Origin of the sequence: Mycolicibacterium sp. TUM20985, from assembly GCF_030295745.1 — a bacterium.
Lineage (GTDB): Bacteria > Actinomycetota > Actinomycetes > Mycobacteriales > Mycobacteriaceae > Mycobacterium.
On the sequence record NZ_AP027291.1, the window covers coordinates 4,696,572 to 4,721,707 of the forward strand.

Genomic DNA, 25,136 nt, shown 5'->3' on the forward strand with positions numbered 1-25,136 from the left:
CGAAAGATGCGCGTAGAGAGGGATTTTCCCAATGCCACAACCGCAGCAGTTGCCCGGGCCAAACGCCGACATCTGGGATTGGCAGATGTCGGGACTTTGCCGGGGTGTCGATTCCTCGATGTTCTTCCATCCCGACGGCGAGCGGGGCCGCGCCCGCGCCCAGCGTGAGATGCGCGCCAAGGAGATGTGCCGGAGTTGCCCGGTGGTCGCCCAGTGCCGGTCCCATGCCCTCGCGGTCGGTGAGCCGTATGGCATCTGGGGTGGCCTCAGCGAGTCCGAGCGGGAGCTCCTCCTCAAGCGGGGCATCCGCCGCACCGCGTGAGCGCCGCAGCGCGACGGATAGCTAGCAGCCTCAGTATCAGAACAGGCCCACCCCGTACGGGGTGGGCCTGTTCTGCTGACACCTAGCGGGCGCGGGCGGGGTGGACCCGTCGCCGCCGAACCTTCCACGAACTCCACTCCCCCAACGTGACACCGGCCGCCAGCGCGGTCCCGATCGCCAATGCGCCCAACACGGAGGCGAATCCGACGGCGTGCTGGTCGTTGAGGATCGCGTAGATGCCGTGCAGCAGGGCGAGGCCCGGCAGCAGGGGCACGATGCCGGTAATCGACACGACCATCGGCGGAGCGAGATTGCGTCGTTCCATCAGTCGCCCCACCAACCCGATCAGCACCGCCGCGGCGAACGACGCCACCACCGCACCCAGCCCCGCGCCCTGCGCCAGGAGGAAGACGAGGGCGCCCGTCGCACCCCCGAATGCCGCGGCCACCGCCGAGCTCCGTTCGGCATAGCAGGCCAGGGCATACGCCGCAGCGCTCGCCGCACCGAACGCGACGCGGGCCGGTAACTCCGCCAGCGCGGGCGGTCCGTCGGCGCTGATCGCCACGAACGGCGCGCCGAAGCGGTTGGCGAGGTGCAGCACCAAGGCCACCCCGGCGATCGTCGCGGCCGTCATCATGACCAACTCGAAGAAGCGGGCGGCAGCCGTCACCGGGGCGCCCGTGATGACGTCGCCGACGGAGCCGACCAACGACAGCCCGGCCAGGAGCACGACGAGGCCGGCTGCGATCGCGACCGTCGGCTCGAACTGAATCCCCAGCTTGGGACTGAGCCAATACAGCAGTAGCGGCGGCGCCGTCGCGATCGCGCCCCCGACCGCGTACTGGAAGAAGAACGGCAGCCCGTGCTGATTCAGTCGCCGGTTGACCCGGTCGATCGTCATGGCACTCAGGGCGCTCACCAGACACGCCAGCAAACCAGCGCCCAGGGTTCCCGCCGTCGCGAAGGCCAGTGCACCCCAAGCCAGCGTGGCGACCCAGCGCTTGTAAGGGTGCGGGGCAGTACTGATGGCGTCGAGCTCGTCGCGCGCGGTCGAAGGCGAGACTTCACCGCCGCGGATGCGCCCGATCAGGCGGTCGACGGCCGCCAACCTGCTGAAGTCGATTGAACGCGACCGCACGATGTGGAGCGTGCTGGCGGGCGCCGACGTCGGGCCGCGGTAGGCAGAGACGTGGATCGTCGTGTTGATGACGTCGACCTCGCAACGCTCCAGCCCGTACGCGCCCGCAATGCCCCTGACCTGGTCCATCGTGGCGGTCGCAGGCATTCCGGACGCCATCAGGATGGCACCGATCGTTCCTGCCAGATCGAGTACCTCGCCGACGCGCGCGCTGTAGGCATCGTCGAGGTCCCGACTCTCCGCGATGCGCGGCAGGCTTCCCGTCGGCGGATCAGTCTCCCGGACGATGCGGGTCAGGATTTCGCGTTGACGCGCCCGCCACTGTTGGCCGGCCCGATTACGCGTCGCCTCCACGGCACTGCCCTCCTGCATCGTCACTCTCGTGTGGTCGCTCCTGGCCACGGCACGGCACGGTGCCGACCATCAGTAAGGAGTCAACCCGATTTTACTCATGTCAGATGCGGGGCGTAACCCATCCACATGGTGAGACCCAGCACATCGGCCTGCTTCTCAGCTATCTATTAGGTTGACTAGCTAGCTTGGGAGCTGCGTGCGAGCGACGCGATGACCCGCCACCCTCAGGAAGGCTTTCGATGAGTTTCACGGTCGAAGACGGCATGACACGGTGCCCACGATGCACGGAACTCCTGGTCTTCCGGCTCGACGCGATGCCCGGTGGCGGGCTCCGGTACGACGTGTTCTGCCCGCCTTGCGGGGAGACCCACTTCGCGATGAGCACTCTGCCGATGAGGCTGCCCGCCGCCGCGTGAACGAGTTTTCCGAACCGACCCGATTCTTCACGCGCGGCCATTGCCAAAAGTGGGTAAGTGGTCGACATGACCGAGCCCCGCAGCGACGAACGCCAGACCGACGCCAACGATGAGACGGAGCCCGTCACGGGCCCGGGCGGTGACAGCCCCGATCCCGAGTTCGGTGACGATCCCACCATCCCCGATCAGACCACCTAGAAACGAAGACACCCCCGGCCGTTTCCGGCCGGGGGTACTTCGTTGCGGCTAGCTAGTGCGAGTGGCCGTGATGGCCGTGGCCGCTATCCTCCGAGTCGGCCGGCTTGTCGACGATCGCCGTCTCGGTGGTGAGGATCATCCGCGCCACCGACGCCGCGTTGACCACCGCGGAGCGGGTCACCTTCACGGGGTCGACGACACCGTCGGCCAGCAGATCGCCGTACGTCAGCGTCGCAGCGTTGAAACCCTGCCCGGCCGGCAGCTCCGACACCTTGTTCACCACGACCGCGCCGTCGAGCCCGGCGTTGGTGGCGATCCAGTACAGCGGCGACGGCAGAGCCGACGCGAAGACGTCGACGCCGAGCGCCTCGTCACCCGTCAGCGACTCGCGCAGCGCCTTGAGCACCGACCCCGCCTGGACGAGGGCGGCGCCACCGCCGGTGACGATGCCCTCCTCGACGGCGGCCTTGGCTGCCGCGACCGCGTCCTCCACGGCCTCCTTGCGCTTCTTGAGATCAGTCTCGGTGGCCGCGCCGACCTTGATGACGGCGACGCCGCCGGACAGCTTGGCCAGACGCTCCTCGAGCTTCTCGCGGTCCCAGTCGGAGTCGGTGGCCTCGATCTCGGCGCGCAACTGCGACTTGCGGCCCTCGATCGCGTCGTGGCTACCGCCGCCGTCGACGATCACGGTGCTGTCCTTGCTGACGACCACGCGTCGCGCGGTGCCCAGCACTTCGAGGCCGACCTCGCGGAGCAGCAGACCGACGTCGGGATTGACCACCTGGCCACCCGTGACGACCGCGAGGTCGTCGAGGAACGCCTTGCGGCGGTCACCGAAGAACGGCGCCTTCACGGCGACGGCCTTGAGCGTCTTGCGGATGGCGTTGACGACCAGGGTCGACAGCGCCTCACCCTCGACGTCCTCGGCGATGATCAGCAGCGGCTTGCCGGACTCCGCGACCTTCTCCAGCAGTGGCAGCAGGTCGGGAAGCGAGCTGATCTTCTCCCGGTTCAGCAGCACCAGTGCGTCCTCGAGGACGGCTTCCTGGGCGTCGAAGTCGGTGATGAAGTACGCCGAGGTGAAGCCCTTGTCGAAGCCGACGCCCTCGGTGACCTCGAGCTCGGTGTTCAGCGTCGAGGACTCCTCGACGGTGACGACGCCATCGTGGCCGACCTTGGTCATGGCCTCGCCGACCAGTGCACCGATGACCTCGTCACGCGACGACACGGTCGCGACCTGCGCGATGCCGTTCTGATCGGTGATCGGGGTGGCGGCGGCCAGCAGGGCCTCGGACACCGCGTCCGCGGCCTTGGCGATGCCGATGCCCAACTCGATGGGGTTGGCGCCCGCGGCCACGTTGCGCAGCCCGGACTTGATGATCGCCTGGGCGAGCACGGTGGCGGTGGTGGTGCCGTCGCCCGCGACGTCGTTGGTCTTGGTGGCGACCGACTTGACCAGCTGGGCACCGAGGTTCTCGAACGGGTCCTCGAGGTCGATCTCGCGGGCGATGGTGACGCCGTCGTTCGTGACGACCGGGCCGCCGAACGCCTTGGCGAGCACCACGTGCCGACCGCGCGGTCCGAGGGTCACGCGGACCGCGTCGGCGAGCTTGTCGACGCCCGCCTCCATCGCCCGGCGCGCAGTCTCGTTGAACTCAATCTGCTTGCTCATGAATGTTCTTTCTGTCTACGTAGATGAGACTCAAACGCATGCCGCCCCGGACATCGCCCGTGTGAACGGGGACCTCCGGGGCGGAATGCTGACGCTTACTTGGAGACGACAGCCAGCACGTCGCGTGCCGACAGGATCAGGTACTCCTCGTTGTTGTACTTGATCTCGGTGCCGCCGTACTTGCTGTAGATGACGGTGTCACCTTCGGCGACGTCCAGGGGGATGCGCTTTTCGCCATCCTCGTCCCAGCGGCCGGGGCCAACTGCGACGACGGTGCCTTCCTGCGGCTTCTCCTTGGCGGTGTCGGGGATGACCAGACCGGAAGCGGTCGTAGTCTCGGCCTCATTGGCCTGAACGAGGATCTTGTCCTCGAGTGGCTTGATGTTCACGGCCACGATGGAGCCCTCCACATTGATAGGGGTGCGATCCGGGACGATTCCCGGACCTTCACGGATTTTCCAGCAGTTGTTAGTTGTTCGGCATGCGTCCTAGCCGTCGCGCCGTCGTCGCGGGAGCCGGAGCGGGGTTTGGCCGCCTGCCACTTAGCACTCTATACACGCGAGTGCTAGTTCCTCAAGGCTATGGCTCACTCGCTTCTCCGCGCCACCGAGAGTCTCACGCGACCTGCCCCGTCACCACCGGCAAGCCCGGGTCGGTCGCCACGGCCAACTGCGACGGCGGCGCACCCGCGGCAATCAGATGCGCAGCGAACGAGGCGATCATCGCGCCGTTGTCCGTGCAGAGCCTCGGCCGCGGCACCCGCAACGTCACCCCGGCCGCGGCGCAGCGCTCCTCGGCGAGTTCGCGCAAGCGCGAATTGGCGGCGACTCCCCCGGCGATCAGCAGCGTCGATACGCCGAGTGCCTCTGCGGCGTGGACCGCCTTCCTCGTCAACACGTCGGCGACCGCCTCCTGGAAGCCGGCTGCGACGTCGGCCGTCGCGGCGTCCGGGTGGGACTCGACGTACCTGGCGACCGACGTCTTGAGCCCCGAGAAGCTAAAGGCGTAGGGGTCGTCGCGAGGTCCGGTCATACCGCGCGGGAACACGATCGCCTCGCGGTCGCCGGTGCGCGCCAGGTCGTCGAGCACGCGGCCGCCGGGATAGCCGAGGCCGAGAAGCCGGGCGATCTTGTCGTACGCCTCGCCGGCGGCGTCGTCGACCGTGCTGCCGAGCTCCTCGATCGGCTCCCCCAACGACCGGACGTGCAGCAGGTTGGTGTGCCCACCCGACACCAGCAGACCGATGCTCTCGGGTAGCGGGCCGTGGTCGTAGACGTCGGCGGCGAGATGCCCGCCGAGGTGGTTCACCGCATAGAACGGCACCCCCCAGGCCGCCGAATACGCCTTTGCCGCAGCAACTCCCACCAACAACGCACCCGCGAGGCCAGGCCCGATGGTGGCTGCGACGACGTCCGGCTTGGTCACGTTCGCAACGGCCAGCGCCCGGCGCATGGTGGGCCCGAGCGCTTCGAGATGCGCGCGTGAGGCGATCTCGGGGACCACGCCGCCGAACCGGGCGTGTTCGTCGACGCTGGAGGCCACCTCGTCGGCGAGCAACGTCACGGTCCCGTCGTCGTCAAGCCGACAAATGCCCACACCCGTTTCGTCACAAGAGCTCTCGATCGCCAAGACGATCACTTCGCCACCTCCTTGGCCGGTCGCCGCATCATGTACGCATCGGCACCGCTGACCCGGTAATACCGTTTGCGCATGCCCACCACCGTAAAGCCGACACTCTCGTACAGGCCGATGGCCGCCGCGTTGTCGGTCCGCACCTCGAGAAAGATCGTGCCGCCGTCGGCGATGTCCAACAGGTTGTCCAGCAGCGCCCGACCGACGCCCCGGCCCTGGACTCGTACGTCGACGCCGATGGTGTGAACCTCGTACTCGTAGGGCGGCTTTCGTCCCAGTCTGGTAATACCCGCATAGCCGACGACTTCGCCGTCCAGACGAGCGGCGACGTAGTGGTTGTGCGCGGACTCCAGCTCGCGGATGAACGCCACGGCAGGCCAGGGGTCATCGCCGGGAAACAGTTCACTCTCCAACTCCGCGCAGCGATCCGCGTCGCCGACCGTGAGCGGTCCGTATTCGACGGTCATGGGCACACAGGCTGTTGCGGCTTGGCGTCCGGACGCCGCAGATACAGCGGGACGAGCGGCTCCGGCTCCGAAACGGACCAATCGACGACGCGCACGAGCCCCGACGCGGTCGGTTCGACGGGAGCCAGCAGCGGCAACTCGAAAAGCGCTGCGTGCAGACGTGATCCGGCCACGGCCACCGCGCCGGCGGGAACGTCGGCCGGCGCATTCACGGCGGGGCCGTCGATGCGGACACCGTCGCGGTATCGCGCCCAGTACACCTCGCGACGGCGGGCATCGGTGACTACCAGGACGTCGCCGGCGGTATCCACGCCGATGGCGTCGAGGCTGCACACCCCGAAGACGGGGATGCCGAGGGCGTGGCCGTAGGCGGCGGCAGTCGCCATCCCTACGCGCAGGCCCGTGAACGGTCCGGGGCCGCAACCCACGACGACGGCACCGAGGTCGGCCATGCGCAGACCGGCATCGGCCAAGGCGTCCAACACATTCGGAGTGAGCTGCTCGGCGTGCGCGCGGGGGTCGACGGTGACCCGTTCGCCCACGACGTCGACTCCCGAGGGGCCGCGGCGCACCACCCCGGCGGTGACGGCGGGGGTGGCGGTGTCGATGGCGAGGACGACGGTCACGAAGTCGCCTCCCCGTCGCTGCGCTCGCCCCGCTGCCACCGCCAGGTCGCCACCCGAACGTCGGTGTCGCTCCCGCGCTCGAGCCTGATGTCGAGGTGGCGGTCCGACAGCCGTTCGGCAAGCCCCTCACCCCATTCGACGACCACGACGGCATCGTCGAGGTCGGTGTCGAGGTCGAGGGAATCCAGCTCTGCCAGCAGGTCGGCGCCGGCGTGGTCGAGAAGCCGGTAGACGTCGACGTGCACCATGGCCGGCGAGCCCGCCCGTCGCGCCGGGTGTACGCGGGCCAGGACGAAGGTCGGCGACGTGACCGTGCCCGAGACGTCCATGGCGCGCGCAATTCCCTTTGCCAACACCGTCTTTCCCGCACCCAATGGGCCGGATAGCACGACGACGTCACCGGCCCGCAGATCCGCGCCCAACCGGGCGCCGAGGCCGGCGGTGTCCTCCGCGGTCGCCAGCTCGGCGGTTCCCTCGAGCACCTCAGCCATGATTGCGAGCCCGTTCCCTCAGCCGACGCGCCATCGCGACCAGCTTCGAGGGCGTTGCGCGCTCGACGAGTCGCACCAGCGCGTCATCGACGATCTCGGGCTGCTCGAGTTGCACGAGATGGCCCGCGCCGCCGACGATGACGAGCTCGGACTTCGGCAACTGAGCGGCCATGTTCTCGGAGTACTCCATCGGCGTCAACAGGTCGTGGTCACCGCAGACGATCAGGGCGGGCACCTGCGCCAGCGTGGCAAGGGCGGCGGTCTCGTCGTGCACCTCGAGCGCATGCAGGAACCCGATCAGGGTGGAGATCGGCGTCCCGTGCATCATCCTTTCGGAGAACGCCACGACGCTGCTGCTGATCTTCTCGTCCCCGTAGGACGCCGCCCGCAGCACTGGTCCGATCACCGAACTGGCCGCACCGCGGGTGCGATGAACCGCCTTGGGTGCGTAGCGCACGGCGAAGCGAGCCGCCTCGAGGACCGGGTTCTTCAGTATCTCACCCAAGGGTGAGCGCGAAACGCCCTCGGCGGCAGACGAAATCAGTGCAACGCCCACGATCCGGTGGGGATAGCGCTGCGGGTACTGGCGGGCGTGGGCCAGCACCGTCATCCCTCCCATCGAGTGCCCCACCAGGACCACCGGCCCGCGGGGCGCCATCACCGCCAACACCGACTCGAGGTCCTGCCCCAGTTGGGGAACGGTGAACGTCTCGGGAGGCGCATCACCGGACTGGCCGTGCCCGCGCTGATCGTAGAAGACCATCCGGACCTGCGAACCCCACTGCTCGGTCAGCCGCGCCCGCTGAAAGTGGAAGGCCCCCATGCGCAGACAGAAACCGTGGGCGAAGACCACCGTCAGCGGCGCGTCGGCGGGTCCCACCTCCCGAACCGCAAGCGGCACACCGTCGGGCGTGGTCACCACGCACCCCCGATCGGCGTCGAGCAGTTCGAAGTCCTCGTCGCGGTGCGGGTCGACGTCAGCCACTCGTCGGGTAAGTGAGCGGGCCACGGTGGTTCCGGCGAGCCCGCCGACCGCCGACAGCCCGGCGGCGCCGGCCAACCAGCGCCGCGCTCGCCTGTTGCGGCGCGAGCCGCCACCGGGGAAGTCGTTCAACGGTTTTCGCCCGTCGCGCCGACGTACACCCGGGACAACCGGCCGCGCGGGCTGGTGACCACCTCGTAGTTGATGGTGCCCAGCAGTTCGGCCCAGTCCTGCGCCGTGTGCTCACCCGCGTCGCCGGGACCGAAGAGCACGGCTTCGTCACCCTCGCGGACGTCCACGGGCCCGGGGCCGAGGTCGACCACGAACTGGTCCATGCAGATCCGACCGACGTTCGGCCGGAGCCGCCCGTTGATCATGACGGCGATGCGGCCGCTCAGCCCGCGGAAGACACCGTCGGCGTACCCGAGGGGGATGAGCGCCACGGTGGTGTCGGCCTTGGCGATCCAGGTATGACCGTAGGAGACGCCGTCCCCCGCCTTCAACGCTCGGACCATGACGACGGGACAGGTCAACGTCATCGCCGGCCGTAAACCCATGTCGCCGTTGGCCGGAATGGGAGTCTGCCCGTAGACCGCGATGCCCGGGCGCACCATGTCGAAGGCGAGGTCGGGACGCGTCAGCGCCGCGGGAGAGTTGCACAGGTGCGCGACCTCGAACTCGACGCCTACCTCGCGCGCCCGACGGCGCATCTCCGAGAAGCGCTGCGCCTGCTGGTCGTTGACCGGGCTGGTCGGATCGTCACCGTTGGCGAGGTGCGACATGATGCCGCGAAGCCGGATCGCATCGTCGGCGACAGCCCGTCGCAGCGCCACCAGGAGGTCGCCGAAGTCCGCTGCGGCAACACCGTTGCGGTTCAAGCCCGTGTCCACCTTCACGGTGACCACGGCGGTGCGCCCCGTGACGCCGACCGCGTGGAGCACCTCGGCGAGCTGGCCCGTCGAGGAGACTCCCACCTGGACATCGGCCCGCAGCGCCGGGGCGAAGTCGGTGCCCGGGGCATGCAGCCAACACAGCACCGGCGCGGTCACGCCGTCGCGGCGCAGGGCCAGCGCCTCGTCGAGGGTCGCGACGCCGAGTTCGGAGGCGCCCGCTGCGATCGCGGCCCGACCGACCTGAGTGGCCCCGTGGCCGTAACCGTCGGCCTTCACGACCGCCATCACCTCGGCCGATCCGGCACGGTCGCGCAGCAGGCGCACGTTGTGCTCGATCGCGCCGAGGTCCACCACCGCCTTGGCGGCGGCCGTCGATGTCGGGAGCTGGGTCGTGTCCATGGTCATGTCACCGTCGTCGATTGTCCCAGAGCCCGCCGGGCTGGGTCGCCGGGCCTAGTGCGCGAAGGGCTGCAACGTGTCGAAGTGGCCGTTGGGTTCGAGTTGGTCCAGGGTCTTCAGCGTGGTGAGGATGTCGTCCACCAGGGCCCTGGCGAGGTCTGTGGAGAACCCCTCGCGCACCACGACCCGCAGCACGGTCACGTCCGTCGCGTCGGCGGGCATGGTGTACGCCGGCACCTGCCAGCCGTACGCGCGCAACCCGTGCGAGACGTCGAACTCGGTATAGCCCCGCTTGCCCTTGAGCCAGAAGCTGACCACCGGGATCGCCGAGCCATCGGAGATGAGCTCGAAGTGCTCGCTGTCACGCAGCTGGTCACCGAGCCAGCGCGCGGTGCCCGAGAGGCATGACATGACTTGGCCGTAACCGGCTCGACCAAGTCGCAGGAAGTTGTAGTACTGGCCGACGACCTGATTGCCGCCCTTGGAGAAGTTCAGCGTGAAGGTCGGCATGTCACCGCCGAGGTAGTTGACCCGGAAGACCAGCTCGTCGGGCAGGTACTCGGCGCTGCGCCACACCACGAAGCCGATGCCCGGGTAGGTCAGCCCGTACTTGTGGCCGCTGACGTTGATCGACACCACCCGGGGAAGGCGGAAGTCCCACGTCACGTCCGAGTGCAGGAACGGCACGACGAAGCCACCGCTGGCCGCGTCCACGTGCACCGGAACGTCGACACCGCCGTCGGCGGCCAACTTGTCGAGGGCCTTACAGATCTCGGCGATCGGCTCGAGCTCGCCGGTGTAGGTGGTGCCAAGGATGCCCACCACGCCGATGGTGTCCTCGTCGACGGCGGCGAGAACCTGCTCGGGGGTGATCACGTAGCGACCCTCCTCCATCGGGAGGTAGACGGGCTCGACGTCGAAGTAGCGACAGAACTTCTCCCACACCACCTGCACGTTGGACCCCATGACGAGATTCGGTCTGCGGCTGCGCCACTCCCCCTTGTTCTCGGGGTCGACCTTCGCCCGCCACCGCCAGCTCATCGCCAACCCGGCCAGCATCACGGCCTCGCTGGACCCCACCGTGGACACGCCGATCGCACTGCTCGGGTCGTCGTCACGCAGGTTCTCGGCGTGGAAGAGGTCCGCGACCATGCATACGCAGCGCTGCTCGATGGCGGCGGTCGCGGGGTACTCGTCCTTGTCGATCATGTTCTTGTCGAATGTCTCGGCCATCAGCTTCTCGGCCTCGGGGTCCATCCACGTGGTGACGAAGGTGGCGAGGTTCAGCCGTGAGCTGCCGTCGAGCATGAGCTCGTCGTGGATGAACCGGTAGGCGGCCTCCGGGTCCATCGATTCGTCGGGCATGCGCAGCCTCGGCACCGGCGCGGTGGAGAGTCTGCCGGTATAGGCCGGGGCGATCGATCCTGCCGGAGTGTGCTTGCGTGACATCTGGTGACCCTTCTAGAGAGTGGCGATGGACGATCGGACGTGGGCGAGGATTCCCGACGCGGACGTGGGCGCGGGACGCGGGCCCGGAGCACCGGCGGCCAGGCCCGCGGCGCGGGCATGAACGAAGGCCGCCGACGCCGCGGCCTCGGCCGGGGGCAGACCCGATGCCAGTAGGGCACCGATCACACCGGAGAGCACGTCACCGGAACCCGCTGTGGCAGCCCACGATTGGCCTGCGCGATTGAGATAGACGGGCCCGTCCGGCTGCGCCACGATGGTGACGTTGCCCTTCAGCAGGACGGTGGCGCCAAACGCCTCCGCCAGCCGTCGGGTGGCACCCACGCGATCGTCGCCCGGCGGATGGCCGGCGAGCCGGGCGAACTCGCCCGCGTGCGGGGTGAGCACGGTGGGTGCCGTTCGTCCCGCGAGGACGTCGGGATGTGCGGCCAGGATGGTGAGCGCGTCGGCGTCGACGATCACGGGCAGGTCGGTGGAGAGGGCGAACCACAGCGCCGCGGCCCCGGCTTCGTCGGTGCCGAGCCCCGGCCCCACCACCCAGGCTTGCACCCGGCCCGCCGCGTTGGCCCCGCGCGTGGCGATCACCTCGGGCCAGTGCGAGACCACCTCCGCCGCAGCGGTTCCCGCGTACCGCACCATGCCCGAGGTGGCGGCGACTGCCGCACCCGTACACAGGATGGCCGCACCGGGATAGGTGGACGAACCTGCCATCACACCCGTTACACCCTGGGTGTACTTGTCGTCGCGCACGCCGGGAAGGGGCCACCGCGTGCGGACGTCGGAACTGTCCATCTCGCGCAGTTCGGAACCGGGCAGCTCCAAGCCGATGTCGACCAGCTCCACCCGTCCGCAATCTCCAAGGGCGTGAACCGGTTTGCGGCCGCCGAAGGTGACGGTCAGCGCGGCGGTGACGTGAGGTCCGTCGGTCGTGCCGGTATGCACGTCGACACCACTGGGCAGATCGACGGCCACGACGGGGACGCCCGCGGCCTCGACGTCGGCGAACACCGCGGCGGCATCGGGACGCAGCGAACCGGTCGCGGAGATGCCGACCACCCCGTCGATGACCAGATCCGTTGCTGGTGGCAGGGTTTCGACGACACGGCCGCCGGATCGCGTGAATGCCGCGAGCCCGGCGCGGTGCACCCGCTCCGGGTTCAGCACGATCGCCGACGCCGTCACGCCGCGGCGGCGGAGCAACGTCGCCGCCCAGAGTGCGTCGCCGCCGTTGTCGCCGGAACCAATCACCGCACATACCCGGCGGCCGGCGATCGCGCCGGTGCGGAAGTGCAGTTCGCGGGAGATGGCGCCCGCAAGGCCGTAGGCGGCCCTGCGCATGAGGGCTCCGTCGGGAAGGCTGGCGAGCAACGGCGCTTCCGCCTCACGGATGACGTCCGCGGTGTAGTAGTGCCGCACCCGGCCTACGTTACGTCGTCACAGCGAGAGTTCGGCCTACTCCGGGTAATGGCACACCGCTTCGACGTTGATCCCGTCGGGATCGAACACGAAGCACCGTAGTAATCGGGCTGGTATTCGGGGCGAAGGCCCGGTTCCAGGGCCGACGTGCCACCGGAGTTCAGCGCCACCTCATAGAACAGGCGGACCGCGGCGCCCGCCCACTCACGGACCGTCGGCCCTGCCCACCGTCCTGCCGTAGTGCCGACGCGCCTTCATCCGGTTGCCGCATCCGCTCATCGAGCACCAGCGGCCCGTGCCCGCACGACTGCGATCGAGCAGGAACAGGTGGCACTCGTCGTTGGCGCAGGGCCGCAACCGTCCCGGCCGCTCGTTCTGCAGCCGACCCCACGCCAACACGACCCGCGCCGCCCAGTCGGCCGAGGCGCCGAGGTCCCAGTCCAGTCCGTCGCCGTGGATCCTCGGCACCTGACGGACGGCCGCGAGGTAGCGATTGAGAACGTCGGCGTGGGCCCGCCCGCGGACGACGCGCTGCAGATCGTCTCTCACCTCGCGGACACGGTCGACGCCGTGGCCGTCCCCGTCGCGTAGATCCAGCCAGCGTCGGGCCGACGCGGCGTCGGCCAACACGTCGGTGTCGACCCCGTCGACGACCGGAGTGGTGTTCAACAGGTCGAGTAACACCTCCGACCAGTCCATCCGCATACTAACCACCATAGAACACTTGACAGGTTAGCAACAGAGCGAGTTGACTAGCCCCTTGTAACCACTCAAACGATACGAAGAGGTTAGACATGGCGACACATCACCGCTACGCCGAGATCATGGGCCGCCAGATCTTCTACCGCGAAGCAGGGCGAGAGGACGCGTCCGCAATCGTGCTGCTGCACGGCACGCCGGCGAGTTCGCACATGTACCGGAACCTGATTCCCGCACTCTCCGACCGGTATCGAGTGATCGCCCCCGACTACCCGGGGTTCGGCCAGTCAGAGCGGCCGAACGTCGACGACTTCGACTACACCTTCGATGCGCTCGCCGACTACGTCGACGCGCTGCTCGACCATCTCGGACTCACGCGGTACGCCCTCTACGTCCAGGACTACGGCGCACCCGTGGGCTGGCGTCTGGCGTTGCGGCATCCGGAGCGCATCGCGGCGATCGTCACCCAGAACGGCAATGCCTACGTCGAGGGCTTCGTTGGCGACGCGATGGAGCCGCTGTTCGCCTATGGCCGGGACCGCTCCAATGCCAATGCCGACGCACTGCGCGCACTCGTCAGCCTCGACGGCATCAAATGGCAATACACGCACGGGGTTTCGGATCCGACGCTCGTCGACCCCGACGCATGGGTCAACGCCCACGCCGCGGTCGCCGACACCGAGGACGCCGTCGCGATCCAGCTGAAACTGTTCGCCGACTACCTCACCAACGTCGAGCTCTACCCACGGGTACACGAATACCTTCGAACGTCGCAGGTGCCGCTGCTGGCGGTGTGGGGCCGCAACGACCAGATCTTCGGACCCGACGGCGCCTTGGCGTTCGGTCGTGACCTCCCGCACGCCGACATCAATCTGCTCGACGGCGGCCACTTCCTGTTGGAGAGCCGACTGGACGCCGCCGTCGCACTGATTCGACCGTTCCTGGCTCGGGAGCTCGGCTCGCACGCGCGCCGACCGGCATGGAAACCATAGGGAAACACCTGATTTCTCGATCCGTCTCGCGACCTAGATTTGGACGTCGAACGACCGGAAGGAATCGACGATGAAACACGGTTTGATCCACGCCTTGGTGGCAGTCATGGGCACGATCGGATTGATGACCGCCCCTGCGGCGCAAGCCCTTCCACCGGTACCCCTGGCCTCGGAGTGCTCGCAGTGGGGATTCGCCGGGCGATCGATCATCGATGAAACCGGAACCCCGTGGTACGTCGAGTTCTACTCCGGCGGCCTGCGGGCGGTCGGCGGGGCGACCGCCAGCAACGGCAGCGATACGAAGAAGGGGGTCGTTCGCGGCGGAATCACCGAGGATGGCCGCTACAACGTCTCCGTCGACTACGACAACGGTCAACACCAGCTCTACACCGGCGTGGTGGGTCTCGATGGCGTCGCCAGCGGGGTGACGAGCAACGGCATCAACGCCGAGAGCGGACACCGCTTCACCTCGCGGTTGGACTGCCTGGACCCGTAACCGCGCCTACTCGACGGTGACGGACTTCGCCAGGTTGCGCGGCTTGTCCACGTCGTAGCCCCGCGCCTGCGCCACCCCCGCCGCGAAGACCTGCAGCGGAATGGTCGACAGCAGCGGCTGGAAGAGCGTTGAGACGGCCGGCATCTCGATGAGGTGATCGGCGTAGGGGCGGACGGTGTCGTCGCCCTCCTCGGCAATGACGATGGTGATCGCGCCGCGCGCCTGAATCTCGCGAATGTTGCTCAACAGCTTGCTGTGCAGGATCGCGGCGTTCTTCGGCGACGGCATGACGACGATGACGGGCACGTCGTCCTCGATGAGGGCGATCGGCCCGTGCTTGAGCTCACCGGCCGCGAAGCCCTCGGCATGCATGTACGCCAGTTCCTTCAGCTTGAGCGCGCCCTCGAGCGCGACCGGGAACCCGACGTGGCGGCCAAGGAACAGCACCGTCTGGGACTGGGCGAAGCGGTGCGCCAACGCGGTCACGGGCTCCATGCATGCCAACACCTTGGCGATCAGGTCGGGCATGCCTTCGAGCTCGTCGAATTCGCGCGCGACCTCGTCGGGGTACTTGGTGCCCCGCGCCTGCGCCAGCGCCAGTCCGACCAGGTAATTGGCAGCGATCTGAGCCAGGAATGTCTTGGTGGAGGCGACGCCGATCTCGGGGCCGGCGCGCGTGTAGAGCACCGCGTCGCACTCGCGCGGAATCTGGCTGCCGTTGGTGTTGCAGATGGCCAGGACCTTGGCCTTCTGCCCCTTTGCATGCCGCACCGCCTCCAACGTGTCCGCGGTCTCGCCGGACTGCGAGATGGCGATCACCAGCGTGCTGCGGTCCAGCACGGGGTCGCGATAGCGGAACTCACTGGCGACTTCGACCTCGACGGGCAGCCGCGTCCAGTGCTCGATCGCGTACTTGGCCAGCAGCCCCGAGTGGTAGGCGGTACCGCACGCGACGATGAACACCTTGTCGATTTCGCGGAGTTCCTGGTCACTGAGGCGCTGTTCGTCGAGCACGATGCGCCCGTCGACGAAGTGCCCGAGCAAGGTGTCGGCGACCGCGGCGGGCTGCTCGGCGATCTCCTTGAGCATGAAGTAGTCGTAGCCGCCCTTCTCGGCGGCGGACAGATCCCAGTCGATGTGAAAGGGCCGGGCGGCGGCGTCGTCCCGGTTGCCGTGGAAGTCGTAGATCTCGTATCCGTCGGCATGGATGACGACCGCCTGGTCCTGGCCCAGCTCGACGGCCTCGCGGGTGTGCTCGATGAACGCCGCGACGTCGGAACCGATGAACATCTCGCCGTGCCCGACGCCGATCACCAGGGGCGTGGAGCGGCGGGCGGCCACGATCGTGTCCGGATCGTCGGCGCTGGCGAACACCAGTGTGAAGTGGCCCTCCAGGCGCGGTAGGACTGCCATGACCGAGCCGACGAAGTCACCCGCGGTGGGTCCGTGGTGGTACTGCCAGGACACCAGGTGCACGGCGACCTCGGTGTCGGTGTCACTCGCGAACTCGACGCCGGTGGCCTCCAACTCGGCACGCAGCGCGGTGAAGTTCTCGATGATGCCGTTGTGGACGACGGCGATCTTGCCCGCCGCGTCGCGATGCGGGTGGGCATTGCGGTCCGTCGGCCTGCCGTGCGTGGCCCATCGGGTGTGGCCCATGCCGGTGTTGCCCGTCAGACCCGCGGCGTCGGCCTCGGCGAGCGCAGCCTCGAGATTGGCGAGTCGACCGGCGCGTCTGTGCACCGCCATGCCTCCCGCGCCGTCCAGGAGAGCGACCCCCGACGAGTCGTAGCCGCGGTACTCCATCCGGCGGAGGGCGTCGACGACGATGTCGCGGGCCGGACGCTGCCCGACGTACCCGACGATTCCGCACATGACCAACCAGGGTAGTGCAGCCGCCGCACCCGACCCGTGTGAGCTACGGTCATCGGGTGGCCAAGACGAAGAAACTCTTCGCTGCGTTGACCCGTCGGGGACCTCATCGCGTGCTCCGCGGTGACCTGGCCTTCGCCGGATTGCCGGGCATCGTGTACACCCCCGACTCGGGGATGAACCTGCCCGGCGTGGCGTTCGGTCACGACTGGCTGGCGAGCGCCGACCGCTATGCCGGGACGCTGGAGCACCTGGCGTCCTGGGGCATCGTCGCGGCCGCCCCGCACACCGAGACCAGCTTCGCGCCGTCGGTGCTCAACCTGGCCTTCGACCTGGGTACGACGCTCGACATCATCTCCGGCGTGCGACTCGGCCCGGGCAAGATCAGCGTGCACCCCACCAAGTTGGCGGTCGCGGGTCACGGTTTCGGTGGTTCGGCCGCCGTGTTCGCCGCGGCGGGCATGCCCGGCAGGCTGAAGACCGCCGTCGCCCTGTTCCCGACCTCCTCCAAACCGCCCGCCGTGCAGCCCGCGACGAGTCTGGCCATGCCGGGCCTCATCCTCGCCGATCCCGGCGATCCCATGTCGTTGCGGTCCAACGCGGTGGAGCTGGCCCGGGCCTGGAAGCCAGCGACCCTGCGCACGATGAAGAACGTGACGGCCGGTGGACTGGTCGAAGGCCGCCGCCTTGCCCGCGTATTCAAAATGCCCGGCGCCGACCGGGGCACTCAGAAGATCGTGCGCGCGCTCCTCACCGGCTACCTGCTGCACCAACTCACCGGCGACAAGACCTACCGGGACTTCTCCGACTCCGACCTGGCGCTGCCGAATGCCGAGGTCCTCGATCCGTTCTCCGACGATCCCATCGATCTGGAGAACAAGGTCGTCGCGCTGCTCAAGCCCTGACAGCCGCGTTCTTCGACGGTGATATAACTCCAGCATGCGCACCGGAATCTTCCTGAGCTATGCCAGCGGCTTCCGGGAGGCAGCCGACCAGGTCGTCGAACTCGAGAAGTGCGGTGTCGACATCGCCCTCGTCGCCGAGGCCTACTCCTACGACGCCATCAGCCAGCTGGGGTACCTCGCCGCCAAGACGTCCACCATCGAGCTGGGTTCCGGCGTCGTGCCGATCTACAGCCGGACGCCGACACTGCTGGCGATGACGGCGGCCGGGATGGACTACGTCTCCGATGGGCGGTTCCGGCTCGGCATCGGCACCTCGGGCCCGCAGGTGGTGGAGGGCTTTCACGGCGTTCCGTTCGACGCCCCGATGGGCCGCACCCGCGAGGTCGTCGAGATCTGCCGTCAGGTCTGGCGGCGCGAGAAGGTGCAGCACGACGGCAAGCACTACCAGATCCCGCTCCCCGCGGACCGCGGCACCGGACTGGGCAAGCCGCTCAAGCTCATCAATCATCCTGTCCGCGAACGTATTCCGATCACCATCGCCGCACTCGGACCTCAGAACGTGCAACTCACCGCGGAGATCGCCGAGGGGTGGCAGCCAGTGTTCTACTTCCCTGAGAGGGCCGACGACGTCTGGGGCGATGCGCTGCGCGCAGGCAATGCGAAGCGCGACCCAGCGCTGGGTCCGCTCGACGTGATGGTCTCGGCCAGCCTGGCCATCGGCGACGACGTCGACGACCGCCTGGCATGGGCGAAACCCCAACTGGCGCTGTACATCGGCGGTATGGGCGCCAGGGGCAAGAACTTCTACCACAACCTGGCCACCCGATACGGCTTCGGTGAGGTCGCCGACCGCATCCAGGACCTGTACCTCGCGGGCAAGAAGGAAGAAGCCATCGCCGCGGTGCCCGACGAGTTGGTGCGCAACGTATCGCTGGTCGGCCCAAGCGGTTTCGTCAAGGAGCGACTGGCCGCCTACGCCGAAGCCGGGGTGACCACGATGCTGGTGCATCCACTCACCGGTGACGACCGTGAAGCGGTGAAGTTCTGCGAGGAACTAGTCGCGCTGGCGCACTAGCCAGGACCGTCGGCTACTCCCCCACCTGGGGCAGTTCGTCGGCGGCGATCTCGCACGGGGTTGGCTCCTCCGCCTCCAGTGGCGGGTCGACCACCGGGGCGGGCGCCACCTCAGCTGGTGCGGGGACCGGAGTCGACACCGGCTCCGCTGGCGGAAGTGGTTCGGGCGCAGGCGTGTTCACGGTCTCCTCGCTCGGTTCTTCGGGTTCGTCGGCGGGCTTGGCCTCATCGTCCTCGGTCGGGTCCACGGGCTCGCCATCGTCCGCGGGTTCGTCGGCGGCGGGCTCATCCTCGGCATCGGTCGGATCGGTGAGCTCGTCGGCACCCGGTAGTTTCTCATCCGTCGAACCGACCAGACTGCCGATGAGGTCGGCCAACTGCTGCCCGAAGCCCGAAATACCAGAGCCCAGGCTCGACGCGCCCGCGCCGAGGTCACCCGTCGACGGCACCGACGGCATCGCCGGTGCGACGGGAAGGGACGCCGGCACCGATGGGGCAGGCTCCGCGAGGGGCACCGCCGCTGCGGGCGCCGGACCCGACGACGCTGCGGCCGGAGTCATGGCGGCAGGAGCGGGAACGGCGGCGGCAGCGAGAGCCGGCGGGGCGGCCGCCGCCGGAACGGTGTGGACGGGCGCCATCGCGGTGCCCTGGGCGTCGGTCGCTCTGACGTAGCCGGCCGGTCGTGGGCCGATATCGCCGGGGACGCCGAACGTCGCGCGCGGTGCGGAGGCCAGATCCGCGAGGGCCGCGTCGTAGGCGGCATTGATCGACGCGACGGCGGTCCGCATCGCAGCCAGCCAGTTCGACCCGACCTCGACGTCGACGAAGGGCTTCACCTGCAACTCGATCAACTCGCTGGCGGCCGCGAGATCGCCGACACCGGTCGTCACCGTCTTCGCGGCGGTCAGCCACTCGGCGCGCTGCGCCGCCGACCTGTCCTCGACGGTCTCAGTGGCAACCACCCTGGCGTCCACGGCCCGCCATAGTGCGTCCCGAAGCGTCGCCGCGCCGTCCGCCGCCGTCCGCACCGCCGCGCTCACCGCAGAGGCCGCTTCCCCTGTGCGCCAGAAGAATTGGTGCGCCGCGGCCGAGCCCCCACCGGACCACGCCGACGACAGCGCCGAGGCCAGGTCGGCGTGACACCGCGCGGCCTCCTCGGCGGCCGACGCCGCCACCGACAGCGTGGCGTGATCGGCCTCCAAGGCGTGCAGGTCCATGCCCTCCTCGCTGCCGTACCAGTCACGTACCTGGGCGACGTGCATCGTCAGGTCCCGATGTTGATAGCCGAGCCGACGACACGCCGCGATGTACTCCTCGACGTCGTCGATGGCGGGCCGTCCCTCGGCGAGCCGGGCGTCCACGTCGTAGGGGTTGGCCACCGTCACCCCAGCCGAGCCGCGCCGCGCACATCGGCGTCGACGTAGCGGGCACCGGAAACCCTCAGCGCAGCTGCGATCTCACGCATCGCCCGGCCCCACACGTGCATTTGGTCGACGACGTCGTCGACGGCTCGCCGGAGCGCTTCGCCGCGTTCGGCGTAGTCACGGCCCGCGTGGCCGGCGCCGAAGGTCAGCCGGTCCAGACGGTCTCTGGCGATCCCCTCGACGACGTCGGCGACCGCGTCGCACCTGCTGGCCACGTCGAGCAGCGCCCCGACGTCCACGTGAGCCGACTCATTTCGTTCCATACCGGGTTATGACGCGGCAGGCGGCCGTCCGGTTCCCTCGAGGCGTGAGCTCTATTCGACGTCGACCCAGTCGAGTGTGCGCTGCACCGCCTTCTGCCAGCCCGCATAACCGGACGCCCGCTGGTCGTCGTCCCAGGACGGCGTCCAGCGCTCGTCCTCCTGCCAATTGGCCCGCAGATCGTCGGGGTCGTCCCAGAAGCCGACCGCCAGCCCCGCCGCGTACGCGGCGCCGAGGGCCGTCGTCTCGGCCACCTGTGGCTTGATCACGTCGACACCGAGAACGTCGGCCTGGATCTGCATGCACAGCCTGTTCGCGGTGATCCCGCCGTCCACCTTCAACACCTCGAGGTGCACACCGGAGTCCGCCTCCATGGCATCGACGACGTCGCGACTCTGATAGCAGATGGCCTCCAACGTCGCCCGCGCCACGTGGGCGTTGGTGTTGAACCGTGACAGTCCCACGATGGCGCCGCGGGCATCGGACCGCCAGTAGGGCGCGAACAGGCCAGAGAAGGCGGGTACGAAGTACACCCCGCCGTTGTCCTCGACCTGCCTGGCGAGCGACTCACTGTGCTCGGCGCCGCTGATGATGCCGAGCTGATCGCGCAGCCACTGCACGGCCGAGCCCGTGACGGCGATCGAACCCTCAAGGGCATAAACGGGTTTCGCGTCACCGAAGCGGTAGCAGACGGTGGTGAGCAAACCGTTCTCCGAGCGGACGATCTTCTCACCGGTGTTGAGCAGCAGGAAGTTTCCCGTCCCGTAGGTGTTCTTGGCCTCACCGGGTGCCAGGCACACCTGCCCGACCATCGCCGCCTGCTGGTCGCCGAGGATGCCGGTGATCGGCACCTCGCCACCCAACGGCCCGGTGTCCAGGGTCGTGCCGTAGGGCTCGGGCGAGGATGACGGCACGATCGTTGGCAGCATCTGGCGCGGAATGTCGAAGAACGACAACAACTCATCGTCCCAGTCCAGGGTCTCGAGGTCCATCAGCATGGTCCGGCTGGCGTTGGTCACGTCGGTGACGTGCACGCCGCCGCGCGGGCCGCCGGTCAGATTCCACACCACCCAGCTGTCGCTGGTGCCGAAGAGTGCCTCACCGCGCTCGGCGGCCTCGCGCACACCGTCGACGTTCTCCAGGATCCACTGCACTTTCGCGGCGGAGAAGTAGGTCGCCGGCGGCAAACCGGCCCGGTGGCGGATCACGTCGCCACGGCCGTCGCGGTCCAGCGCCGAGGCGATGCGGTCGGTGCGGGTGTCCTGCCAGACGATGGCGTTGTAGTACGGCCGGCCGGTCCGCTTGTTCCAGACCAGGGCCGTCTCACGCTGATTGGTGATGCCGAGCGCGCACAGGTCACTCGCCTGCAGCTTGGTGTTGTTGAGCGCCGACATGAGAACCGCGGCGGTCCGCTCCCAGATCTCGACGGGGTTGTGCTCCACCCAGCCCGCCTTCGGCAGGATCTGCTCGTGCTCGAGCTGGTGTCTGCCGACCTCGGCACCGTCGTGGTCGAAGATCATTGCCCGGGTACTGGTGGTGCCCTGGTCGATCGCAGCGACGAACTCAGTCAACGGTGCTCCCCTACCTATCGTTGTTCGCTCACCGAATCCGCGACGCGCGAGGCGAGCAGTCGTGCGGTGTCCTCATCGGCGGCCTCGACCATGACCCGAACCACCTGTTCGGTTCCGGAGGGCCGCAACAGAATTCGACCGGTGTCACCGAGTTCCGCCTCCGCCTCGGCCACCGCGGACTGCACCGACGGCGCCTCGGCGACGGTGGCCTTGTCCGCCACCTCGACGTTGATCAGCACCTGGGGGAGTGTCCGCATGGGCGCGGCCAAGACCGCCAGCGTCGAGCGGGTCTGGGCCATGCGTGCCATCAGGCGCAGTCCGGTGGCGATCCCGTCGCCGGTCGTCCCGAGCGAGGGCATCACGATGTGGCCGGACTGTTCCCCGCCGAGTGAATACGCCCCGGCGCGAAGCTCTTCCAGCACGTACCTGTCGCCGACGGCGGTGGTCCGGACCTCGATACCCTCGTCCCGCATCGCGATGTGCAGACCCAGATTGCTCATCACGGTGGCGACCAGGGTGTTCGACGCCAGCTCTCCGGCATCGCGCATGGCCAGCGCGAGGATGACCATGATGGCGTCGCCGTCGACGACCTGTCCCCCGGCGTCGACGGCGAGGCAGCGGTCGGCGTCACCGTCGTGAGCCAGGCCCAGATCTGCGCCATGGGTCAGCACGGCGTGCTGCAGAACGTCCATGTGCGTCGACCCGCAGCCGTCATTGATGTTGAGCCCGTTGGGTTCTGCGTTGATCGCAATGACCTTGGCGCCGGCGGCGCGGTAGGCCAGGGGCGCCGCGATCGACGCAGCACCGTGCGCGCAGTCCACGACGACGGTCACTCCGTCGAGCGGTGCGGGGGCGGCCGTGGCCACGTGCCGGAGGTAGCGCTCGAGCGCGTCGCCGGCGTCGAGCACCCGGCCGATGCCCGCGCCGACCGGTCGGTGGCCGGGTCCGGCGCCGAGGAGTTCTTCGATGCGGTCCTCGGCAGCGTCGTCGAGCTTGTGGCCGCCGGGTCCGAAGATCTTGATGCCGTTGTCCGGCATCGGATTGTGCGACGCCGAGATCATCACGCCGAACTCGGCGCGGTAGACGCCGGTCAGATGCGCGACGGCCGGGGTCGGTAGGACCCCCACTCGCAGAACGTCGACGCCCTCACTGGTGATACCGGCGATGACCGCAGCTTCGAGCATCTCGCCGCTGGCCCGCGGATCACGCCCGACGACGGCCACTCGGCGCTGACTGCCGGAGGTGCCCAGTCGACGCGCCGCGGCCGAGCCGAGCGCGAGGGCCAACTCGGCGGTCAGATCGGTGTTGGCGACACCGCGCACACCATCGGTGCCAAACAGTCGACCCATGCCCCTCCTAGATAGACCGAGAGCAGTGCACGGCCGGACGTCGAAACGGTCCAGCCGCGCACTGCTCGCGGGTCAGCAATTCTCGAGGATCAGCGCTTGCTGTACTGAGGCGCCTTGCGGGCCTTCTTCAGACCGTACTTCTTGCGCTCGATGGCACGCGGGTCACGCGTGAGGAAGCCGGCCTTCTTCAGGGGCGGCCGGTCCTCGGGCTGCACGATGATGAGCGCGCGGGCGATGGCCAGACGCAGCGCGCCCGCCTGTCCGGACGGGCCGCCACCATCGAGGTGGGCGAAGATGTCGACCGTGTCGAGCCGGTCGACGAGCACCAGCGGCGCCTTGATGAGCTGCTGGTGCACCTTGTTCGGGAAGTACTCCTCCAGGCTGCGGCCGTCGAGGGTGAACTTGCCGGTGCCCGGAGTCAGGCGGACCCGGACCACGGCCTCCTTGCGGCGGCCGACGGTCTGCACGGGACGGTCGAGCAGCAGCGGCTCGCGGGCCGGGGCCTCGTCCTCCGCTGCGGTCTCGACGACGTCCACGGTCTCGGCGCCTTCCGGTGCCGCGATCTCCGCCTCGTCGATCTCGGTCGGTTCGGTCACGTCAGTCGTTTCGGTCACGTCGGTCGTCTCGGTCACTGGGCCACCTGCTTGATCTCGAACGGAACGGGCTGCTGGGCGATGTGCGGATGTTCCGGCCCTGCGTAGACCTTCAACTTCTTCTGAACCTGACGGCTCAGCTTGTTGTGGGGCAGCATGCCGACGATCGCGTTCTCCACGACCCGTTCCGGGTTCTTGGCCATCATTTCGCCGATGGTGCGCCTGCGCAGCCCGCCCGGGTAACCCGAGTGGCGGTAGGCGAACTTGTTGTTCAACTTGTCGCCACCGATGGCGACCTTGTCGGCGTTGATGATGATGACGAAATCGCCACCATCGACATTCGGCGTGAACGTCGGCTTGTGCTTGCCGCGCAGCAGGGTTGCTGCTTGAACGGCGAGCCGGCCGAGGACCACGTCGGTGGCGTCGATGACATGCCACGTGCGCGTGGTGTCACCCGCCTTCGGCGTGTACGTAGGCACAGCGCTACCTTCTCTTCTCTCGGGTTTGTCCCGGGGTGACCCGGGTGTCGGTCAATGCGTGCGGTGGGGTTCTCGGCGACCGACATAGACCCGAGGACCCGCAGAGTCCAACGGACTCGCCGCGCGCCAACGTCGCAGCCTACCGGCCACTGTCATCGCAGGTCAAAACGCCATCTCCCGGGCCGCCCCTGACATGACTGTGCGGTCCCTCCGGGGCTCTCCTCCCGTTCGGGACCGCACAGGGTCTCATGCGGCCGCGGCTAGAACCCCCAGGCCCCCGCCGCGCGCCGGTCGGTGTCCGCCACGTCGTCCGATCCGTCGCGCACCGCGTTGCCCAACGAGATCAGGATCTCGTTCAACGCGGCCGCCGACCGATCCCATCTGGCCTGCTCGACGCGGTAGGCCTCCGCCGCTTCACGGGTCCAGACGGCCTGCAGCGGCGCTATCTGGGCGCGCAGGTCGTCCAACGCCGCATTGAACCTCGCGGACGTCTGGTGGATCTCCTGCCGGACGGTGAACTCGATCTCGTGGAAGTCGTATGACAGAACCGGATCCATGGGTGCTCCATTCGCATGGGTGGATGGGTGGCTAGAGGACGTCGGTCGACGCGATTCGGTGGGAGTGCTGATCGGCAGCCTCGCGCAGCGTCCGCTCGTTGAGGCGGATGGTCTCCGCGATCCGTTGCAAGGACTGATGCAGGGCGAGCGACTCGGTGTTCCACCGGTCGACGACGTCGCGGAACCGAGCTGCTGCGACGCCGCCCCACACCGAGGGCGGGACGCTGCTCATCTGACCGATGAAGGTCCGCAGCATCGCCCTGGTCTCCTCGTTGCGGCCGTCGATCTTGCCCGCGACCGACGTCATCAATCCCAGATCGGTGTTCAACGCTGTACTGGTCATCGCTTTCCCTTCCGTCGTATGCATGGTTCGACGCGCCGACACCCCGTT

At 68.4% G+C, this 25,136-nt stretch carries 28 protein-coding genes; 7 read left to right on the top strand and 21 right to left on the bottom strand.

Annotated features, from left to right (window positions below; all coding sequences use genetic code 11):
* Window positions 1–31 precede the first annotated feature (31 nt).
* The gene (locus QUE68_RS22980; RefSeq protein ID WP_284228578.1) at window positions 32–322 is read left to right on the top strand and encodes a WhiB family transcriptional regulator; all 291 of its coding nucleotides are present in this window, start codon (window positions 32–34) and stop codon (window positions 320–322) included.
* An 82-nt stretch (window positions 323–404) separates the two neighbouring features.
* Here the strand turns inward: QUE68_RS22980 and QUE68_RS22985 are convergent, their stop codons facing one another.
* A complete protein-coding gene (locus tag QUE68_RS22985) occupies window positions 405–1,832 on the bottom strand; it encodes a threonine/serine exporter family protein (protein ID WP_286275918.1) in 1,428 nt (475 codons plus the stop codon).
* A gap of 221 nt (window positions 1,833–2,053) precedes the next feature.
* On the opposite strand from QUE68_RS22985, the gene QUE68_RS22990 reads away from it, so the two are divergent.
* Window positions 2,054–2,230: a hypothetical protein gene (locus QUE68_RS22990; RefSeq protein ID WP_284228579.1), complete on the top strand. Its 177-nt coding sequence runs from the start codon at window positions 2,054–2,056 to the stop codon at window positions 2,228–2,230.
* A 66-nt stretch (window positions 2,231–2,296) separates the two neighbouring features.
* A complete protein-coding gene (locus QUE68_RS22995) occupies window positions 2,297–2,428 on the top strand; it encodes a hypothetical protein (RefSeq protein WP_284228580.1) in 132 nt (43 codons plus the stop codon).
* Window positions 2,429–2,480: 52 nt separating this feature from the next.
* On the opposite strand, the gene groL is transcribed toward QUE68_RS22995, so the two are convergent.
* The 11 genes from groL to QUE68_RS23055 form a co-directional block, all read right to left on the bottom strand.
* Window positions 2,481–4,100 (bottom strand): chaperonin GroEL, encoded by a 1,620-nt coding sequence (groL, locus tag QUE68_RS23000; RefSeq protein WP_284228581.1) that lies wholly within the window; start codon window positions 4,098–4,100, stop codon window positions 2,481–2,483.
* 95 nt (window positions 4,101–4,195) lie between these two features.
* Complete coding sequence (groES, locus tag QUE68_RS23005) at window positions 4,196–4,498, bottom strand: co-chaperone GroES (protein WP_056556946.1); 303 nt, start codon at window positions 4,496–4,498, stop codon at window positions 4,196–4,198.
* A 217-nt stretch (window positions 4,499–4,715) separates the two neighbouring features.
* Window positions 4,716–5,738: a tRNA (adenosine(37)-N6)-threonylcarbamoyltransferase complex transferase subunit TsaD gene (tsaD, locus tag QUE68_RS23010; protein WP_286274524.1), complete on the bottom strand. Its 1,023-nt coding sequence runs from the start codon at window positions 5,736–5,738 to the stop codon at window positions 4,716–4,718.
* On the bottom strand, window positions 5,735–6,199 hold the full coding sequence (gene rimI, locus QUE68_RS23015) for a ribosomal protein S18-alanine N-acetyltransferase (protein WP_284235147.1): 465 nt from the start codon (window positions 6,197–6,199) through the stop codon (window positions 5,735–5,737). Before rimI ends, tsaD begins: the two co-directional genes overlap by 4 nt.
* Window positions 6,196–6,825, bottom strand: coding sequence for a tRNA (adenosine(37)-N6)-threonylcarbamoyltransferase complex dimerization subunit type 1 TsaB (gene tsaB, locus QUE68_RS23020; RefSeq protein ID WP_286274525.1), 630 nt, complete (start codon window positions 6,823–6,825; stop codon window positions 6,196–6,198). Before tsaB ends, rimI begins: the two co-directional genes overlap by 4 nt.
* Window positions 6,822–7,316: a tRNA (adenosine(37)-N6)-threonylcarbamoyltransferase complex ATPase subunit type 1 TsaE gene (tsaE, locus tag QUE68_RS23025; RefSeq protein WP_284235145.1), complete on the bottom strand. Its 495-nt coding sequence runs from the start codon at window positions 7,314–7,316 to the stop codon at window positions 6,822–6,824. Before tsaE ends, tsaB begins: the two co-directional genes overlap by 4 nt.
* Complete coding sequence (locus QUE68_RS23030; RefSeq protein WP_284235144.1) at window positions 7,309–8,430, bottom strand: alpha/beta fold hydrolase; 1,122 nt, start codon at window positions 8,428–8,430, stop codon at window positions 7,309–7,311. The genes tsaE and QUE68_RS23030 overlap by 8 nt, the downstream gene beginning before the upstream one ends.
* Window positions 8,427–9,596 (bottom strand): alanine racemase, encoded by a 1,170-nt coding sequence (gene alr / locus QUE68_RS23035; protein WP_286274526.1) that lies wholly within the window; start codon window positions 9,594–9,596, stop codon window positions 8,427–8,429. Before alr ends, QUE68_RS23030 begins: the two co-directional genes overlap by 4 nt.
* Window positions 9,597–9,644: 48 nt before the next feature.
* Window positions 9,645–11,039, bottom strand: a complete 1,395-nt coding sequence (locus QUE68_RS23040; RefSeq protein ID WP_286274527.1) for a glutamate decarboxylase — start codon at window positions 11,037–11,039, stop codon at window positions 9,645–9,647.
* Window positions 11,040–11,051: 12 nt separating this feature from the next.
* Entirely contained in the window at window positions 11,052–12,473 is a 1,422-nt protein-coding gene (locus tag QUE68_RS23045) for an NAD(P)H-hydrate dehydratase (RefSeq protein ID WP_286274528.1), read from the bottom strand.
* 204 nt (window positions 12,474–12,677) lie between these two features.
* Window positions 12,678–13,178 carry a CGNR zinc finger domain-containing protein gene (locus QUE68_RS23055; protein WP_286274529.1) on the bottom strand — a complete coding sequence of 167 codons (501 nt, stop codon included), beginning with the start codon at window positions 13,176–13,178 and terminating at the stop codon, window positions 12,678–12,680.
* Window positions 13,179–13,267: 89 nt separating this feature from the next.
* On the opposite strand from QUE68_RS23055, the gene QUE68_RS23060 reads away from it, so the two are divergent.
* Together QUE68_RS23060 and QUE68_RS23065 are read left to right on the top strand one after the other, a co-directional pair.
* The gene (locus QUE68_RS23060; RefSeq protein ID WP_286274530.1) at window positions 13,268–14,164 is read left to right on the top strand and encodes an alpha/beta fold hydrolase; all 897 of its coding nucleotides are present in this window, start codon (window positions 13,268–13,270) and stop codon (window positions 14,162–14,164) included.
* A gap of 70 nt (window positions 14,165–14,234) precedes the next feature.
* Complete coding sequence (locus QUE68_RS23065; RefSeq protein WP_286274531.1) at window positions 14,235–14,660, top strand: hypothetical protein; 426 nt, start codon at window positions 14,235–14,237, stop codon at window positions 14,658–14,660.
* Between the two features lie 6 nt (window positions 14,661–14,666).
* Here QUE68_RS23065 and glmS read toward each other — a convergent pair whose 3' ends face one another.
* Window positions 14,667–16,535 carry a glutamine--fructose-6-phosphate transaminase (isomerizing) gene (glmS, locus tag QUE68_RS23070; protein WP_286274532.1) on the bottom strand — a complete coding sequence of 623 codons (1,869 nt, stop codon included), beginning with the start codon at window positions 16,533–16,535 and terminating at the stop codon, window positions 14,667–14,669.
* A gap of 56 nt (window positions 16,536–16,591) precedes the next feature.
* Here glmS and QUE68_RS23075 point away from each other — a divergent pair, with 56 nt between their 5' ends.
* Together QUE68_RS23075 and QUE68_RS23080 are read left to right on the top strand one after the other, a co-directional pair.
* Complete coding sequence (locus QUE68_RS23075) at window positions 16,592–17,437, top strand: dienelactone hydrolase family protein (RefSeq protein ID WP_284228599.1); 846 nt, start codon at window positions 16,592–16,594, stop codon at window positions 17,435–17,437.
* A gap of 34 nt (window positions 17,438–17,471) precedes the next feature.
* Entirely contained in the window at window positions 17,472–18,512 is a 1,041-nt protein-coding gene (locus tag QUE68_RS23080) for an LLM class F420-dependent oxidoreductase (RefSeq protein ID WP_284228600.1), read from the top strand.
* A 13-nt stretch (window positions 18,513–18,525) separates the two neighbouring features.
* Here QUE68_RS23080 and QUE68_RS23085 read toward each other — a convergent pair whose 3' ends face one another.
* The 8 genes from QUE68_RS23085 to QUE68_RS23120 all read right to left on the bottom strand — a co-directional run bounded on the left by QUE68_RS23085 (window position 18,526) and on the right by QUE68_RS23120 (window position 25,088).
* On the bottom strand, window positions 18,526–19,890 hold the full coding sequence (locus QUE68_RS23085; RefSeq protein ID WP_286274533.1) for a hypothetical protein: 1,365 nt from the start codon (window positions 19,888–19,890) through the stop codon (window positions 18,526–18,528).
* A 2-nt stretch (window positions 19,891–19,892) separates the two neighbouring features.
* Window positions 19,893–20,174: a type VII secretion target gene (locus QUE68_RS23090; RefSeq protein ID WP_286274534.1), complete on the bottom strand. Its 282-nt coding sequence runs from the start codon at window positions 20,172–20,174 to the stop codon at window positions 19,893–19,895.
* 75 nt (window positions 20,175–20,249) lie between these two features.
* A complete protein-coding gene (glpK, locus tag QUE68_RS23095; RefSeq protein ID WP_284228603.1) occupies window positions 20,250–21,767 on the bottom strand; it encodes a glycerol kinase GlpK in 1,518 nt (505 codons plus the stop codon).
* Between the two features lie 14 nt (window positions 21,768–21,781).
* Entirely contained in the window at window positions 21,782–23,116 is a 1,335-nt protein-coding gene (glmM, locus tag QUE68_RS23100; RefSeq protein WP_284228604.1) for a phosphoglucosamine mutase, read from the bottom strand.
* Between the two features lie 89 nt (window positions 23,117–23,205).
* A complete protein-coding gene (gene rpsI, locus QUE68_RS23105) occupies window positions 23,206–23,748 on the bottom strand; it encodes a 30S ribosomal protein S9 (RefSeq protein WP_454786300.1) in 543 nt (180 codons plus the stop codon).
* Window positions 23,745–24,188, bottom strand: coding sequence for a 50S ribosomal protein L13 (gene rplM / locus QUE68_RS23110; protein WP_284228605.1), 444 nt, complete (start codon window positions 24,186–24,188; stop codon window positions 23,745–23,747). Before rplM ends, rpsI begins: the two co-directional genes overlap by 4 nt.
* A 260-nt stretch (window positions 24,189–24,448) precedes the next feature.
* Window positions 24,449–24,745, bottom strand: a complete 297-nt coding sequence (locus QUE68_RS23115) for a WXG100 family type VII secretion target (RefSeq protein WP_284228606.1) — start codon at window positions 24,743–24,745, stop codon at window positions 24,449–24,451.
* Between the two features lie 31 nt (window positions 24,746–24,776).
* Window positions 24,777–25,088, bottom strand: a complete 312-nt coding sequence (locus tag QUE68_RS23120) for a WXG100 family type VII secretion target (protein WP_284228607.1) — start codon at window positions 25,086–25,088, stop codon at window positions 24,777–24,779.
* Window positions 25,089–25,136 lie beyond the last annotated feature (48 nt).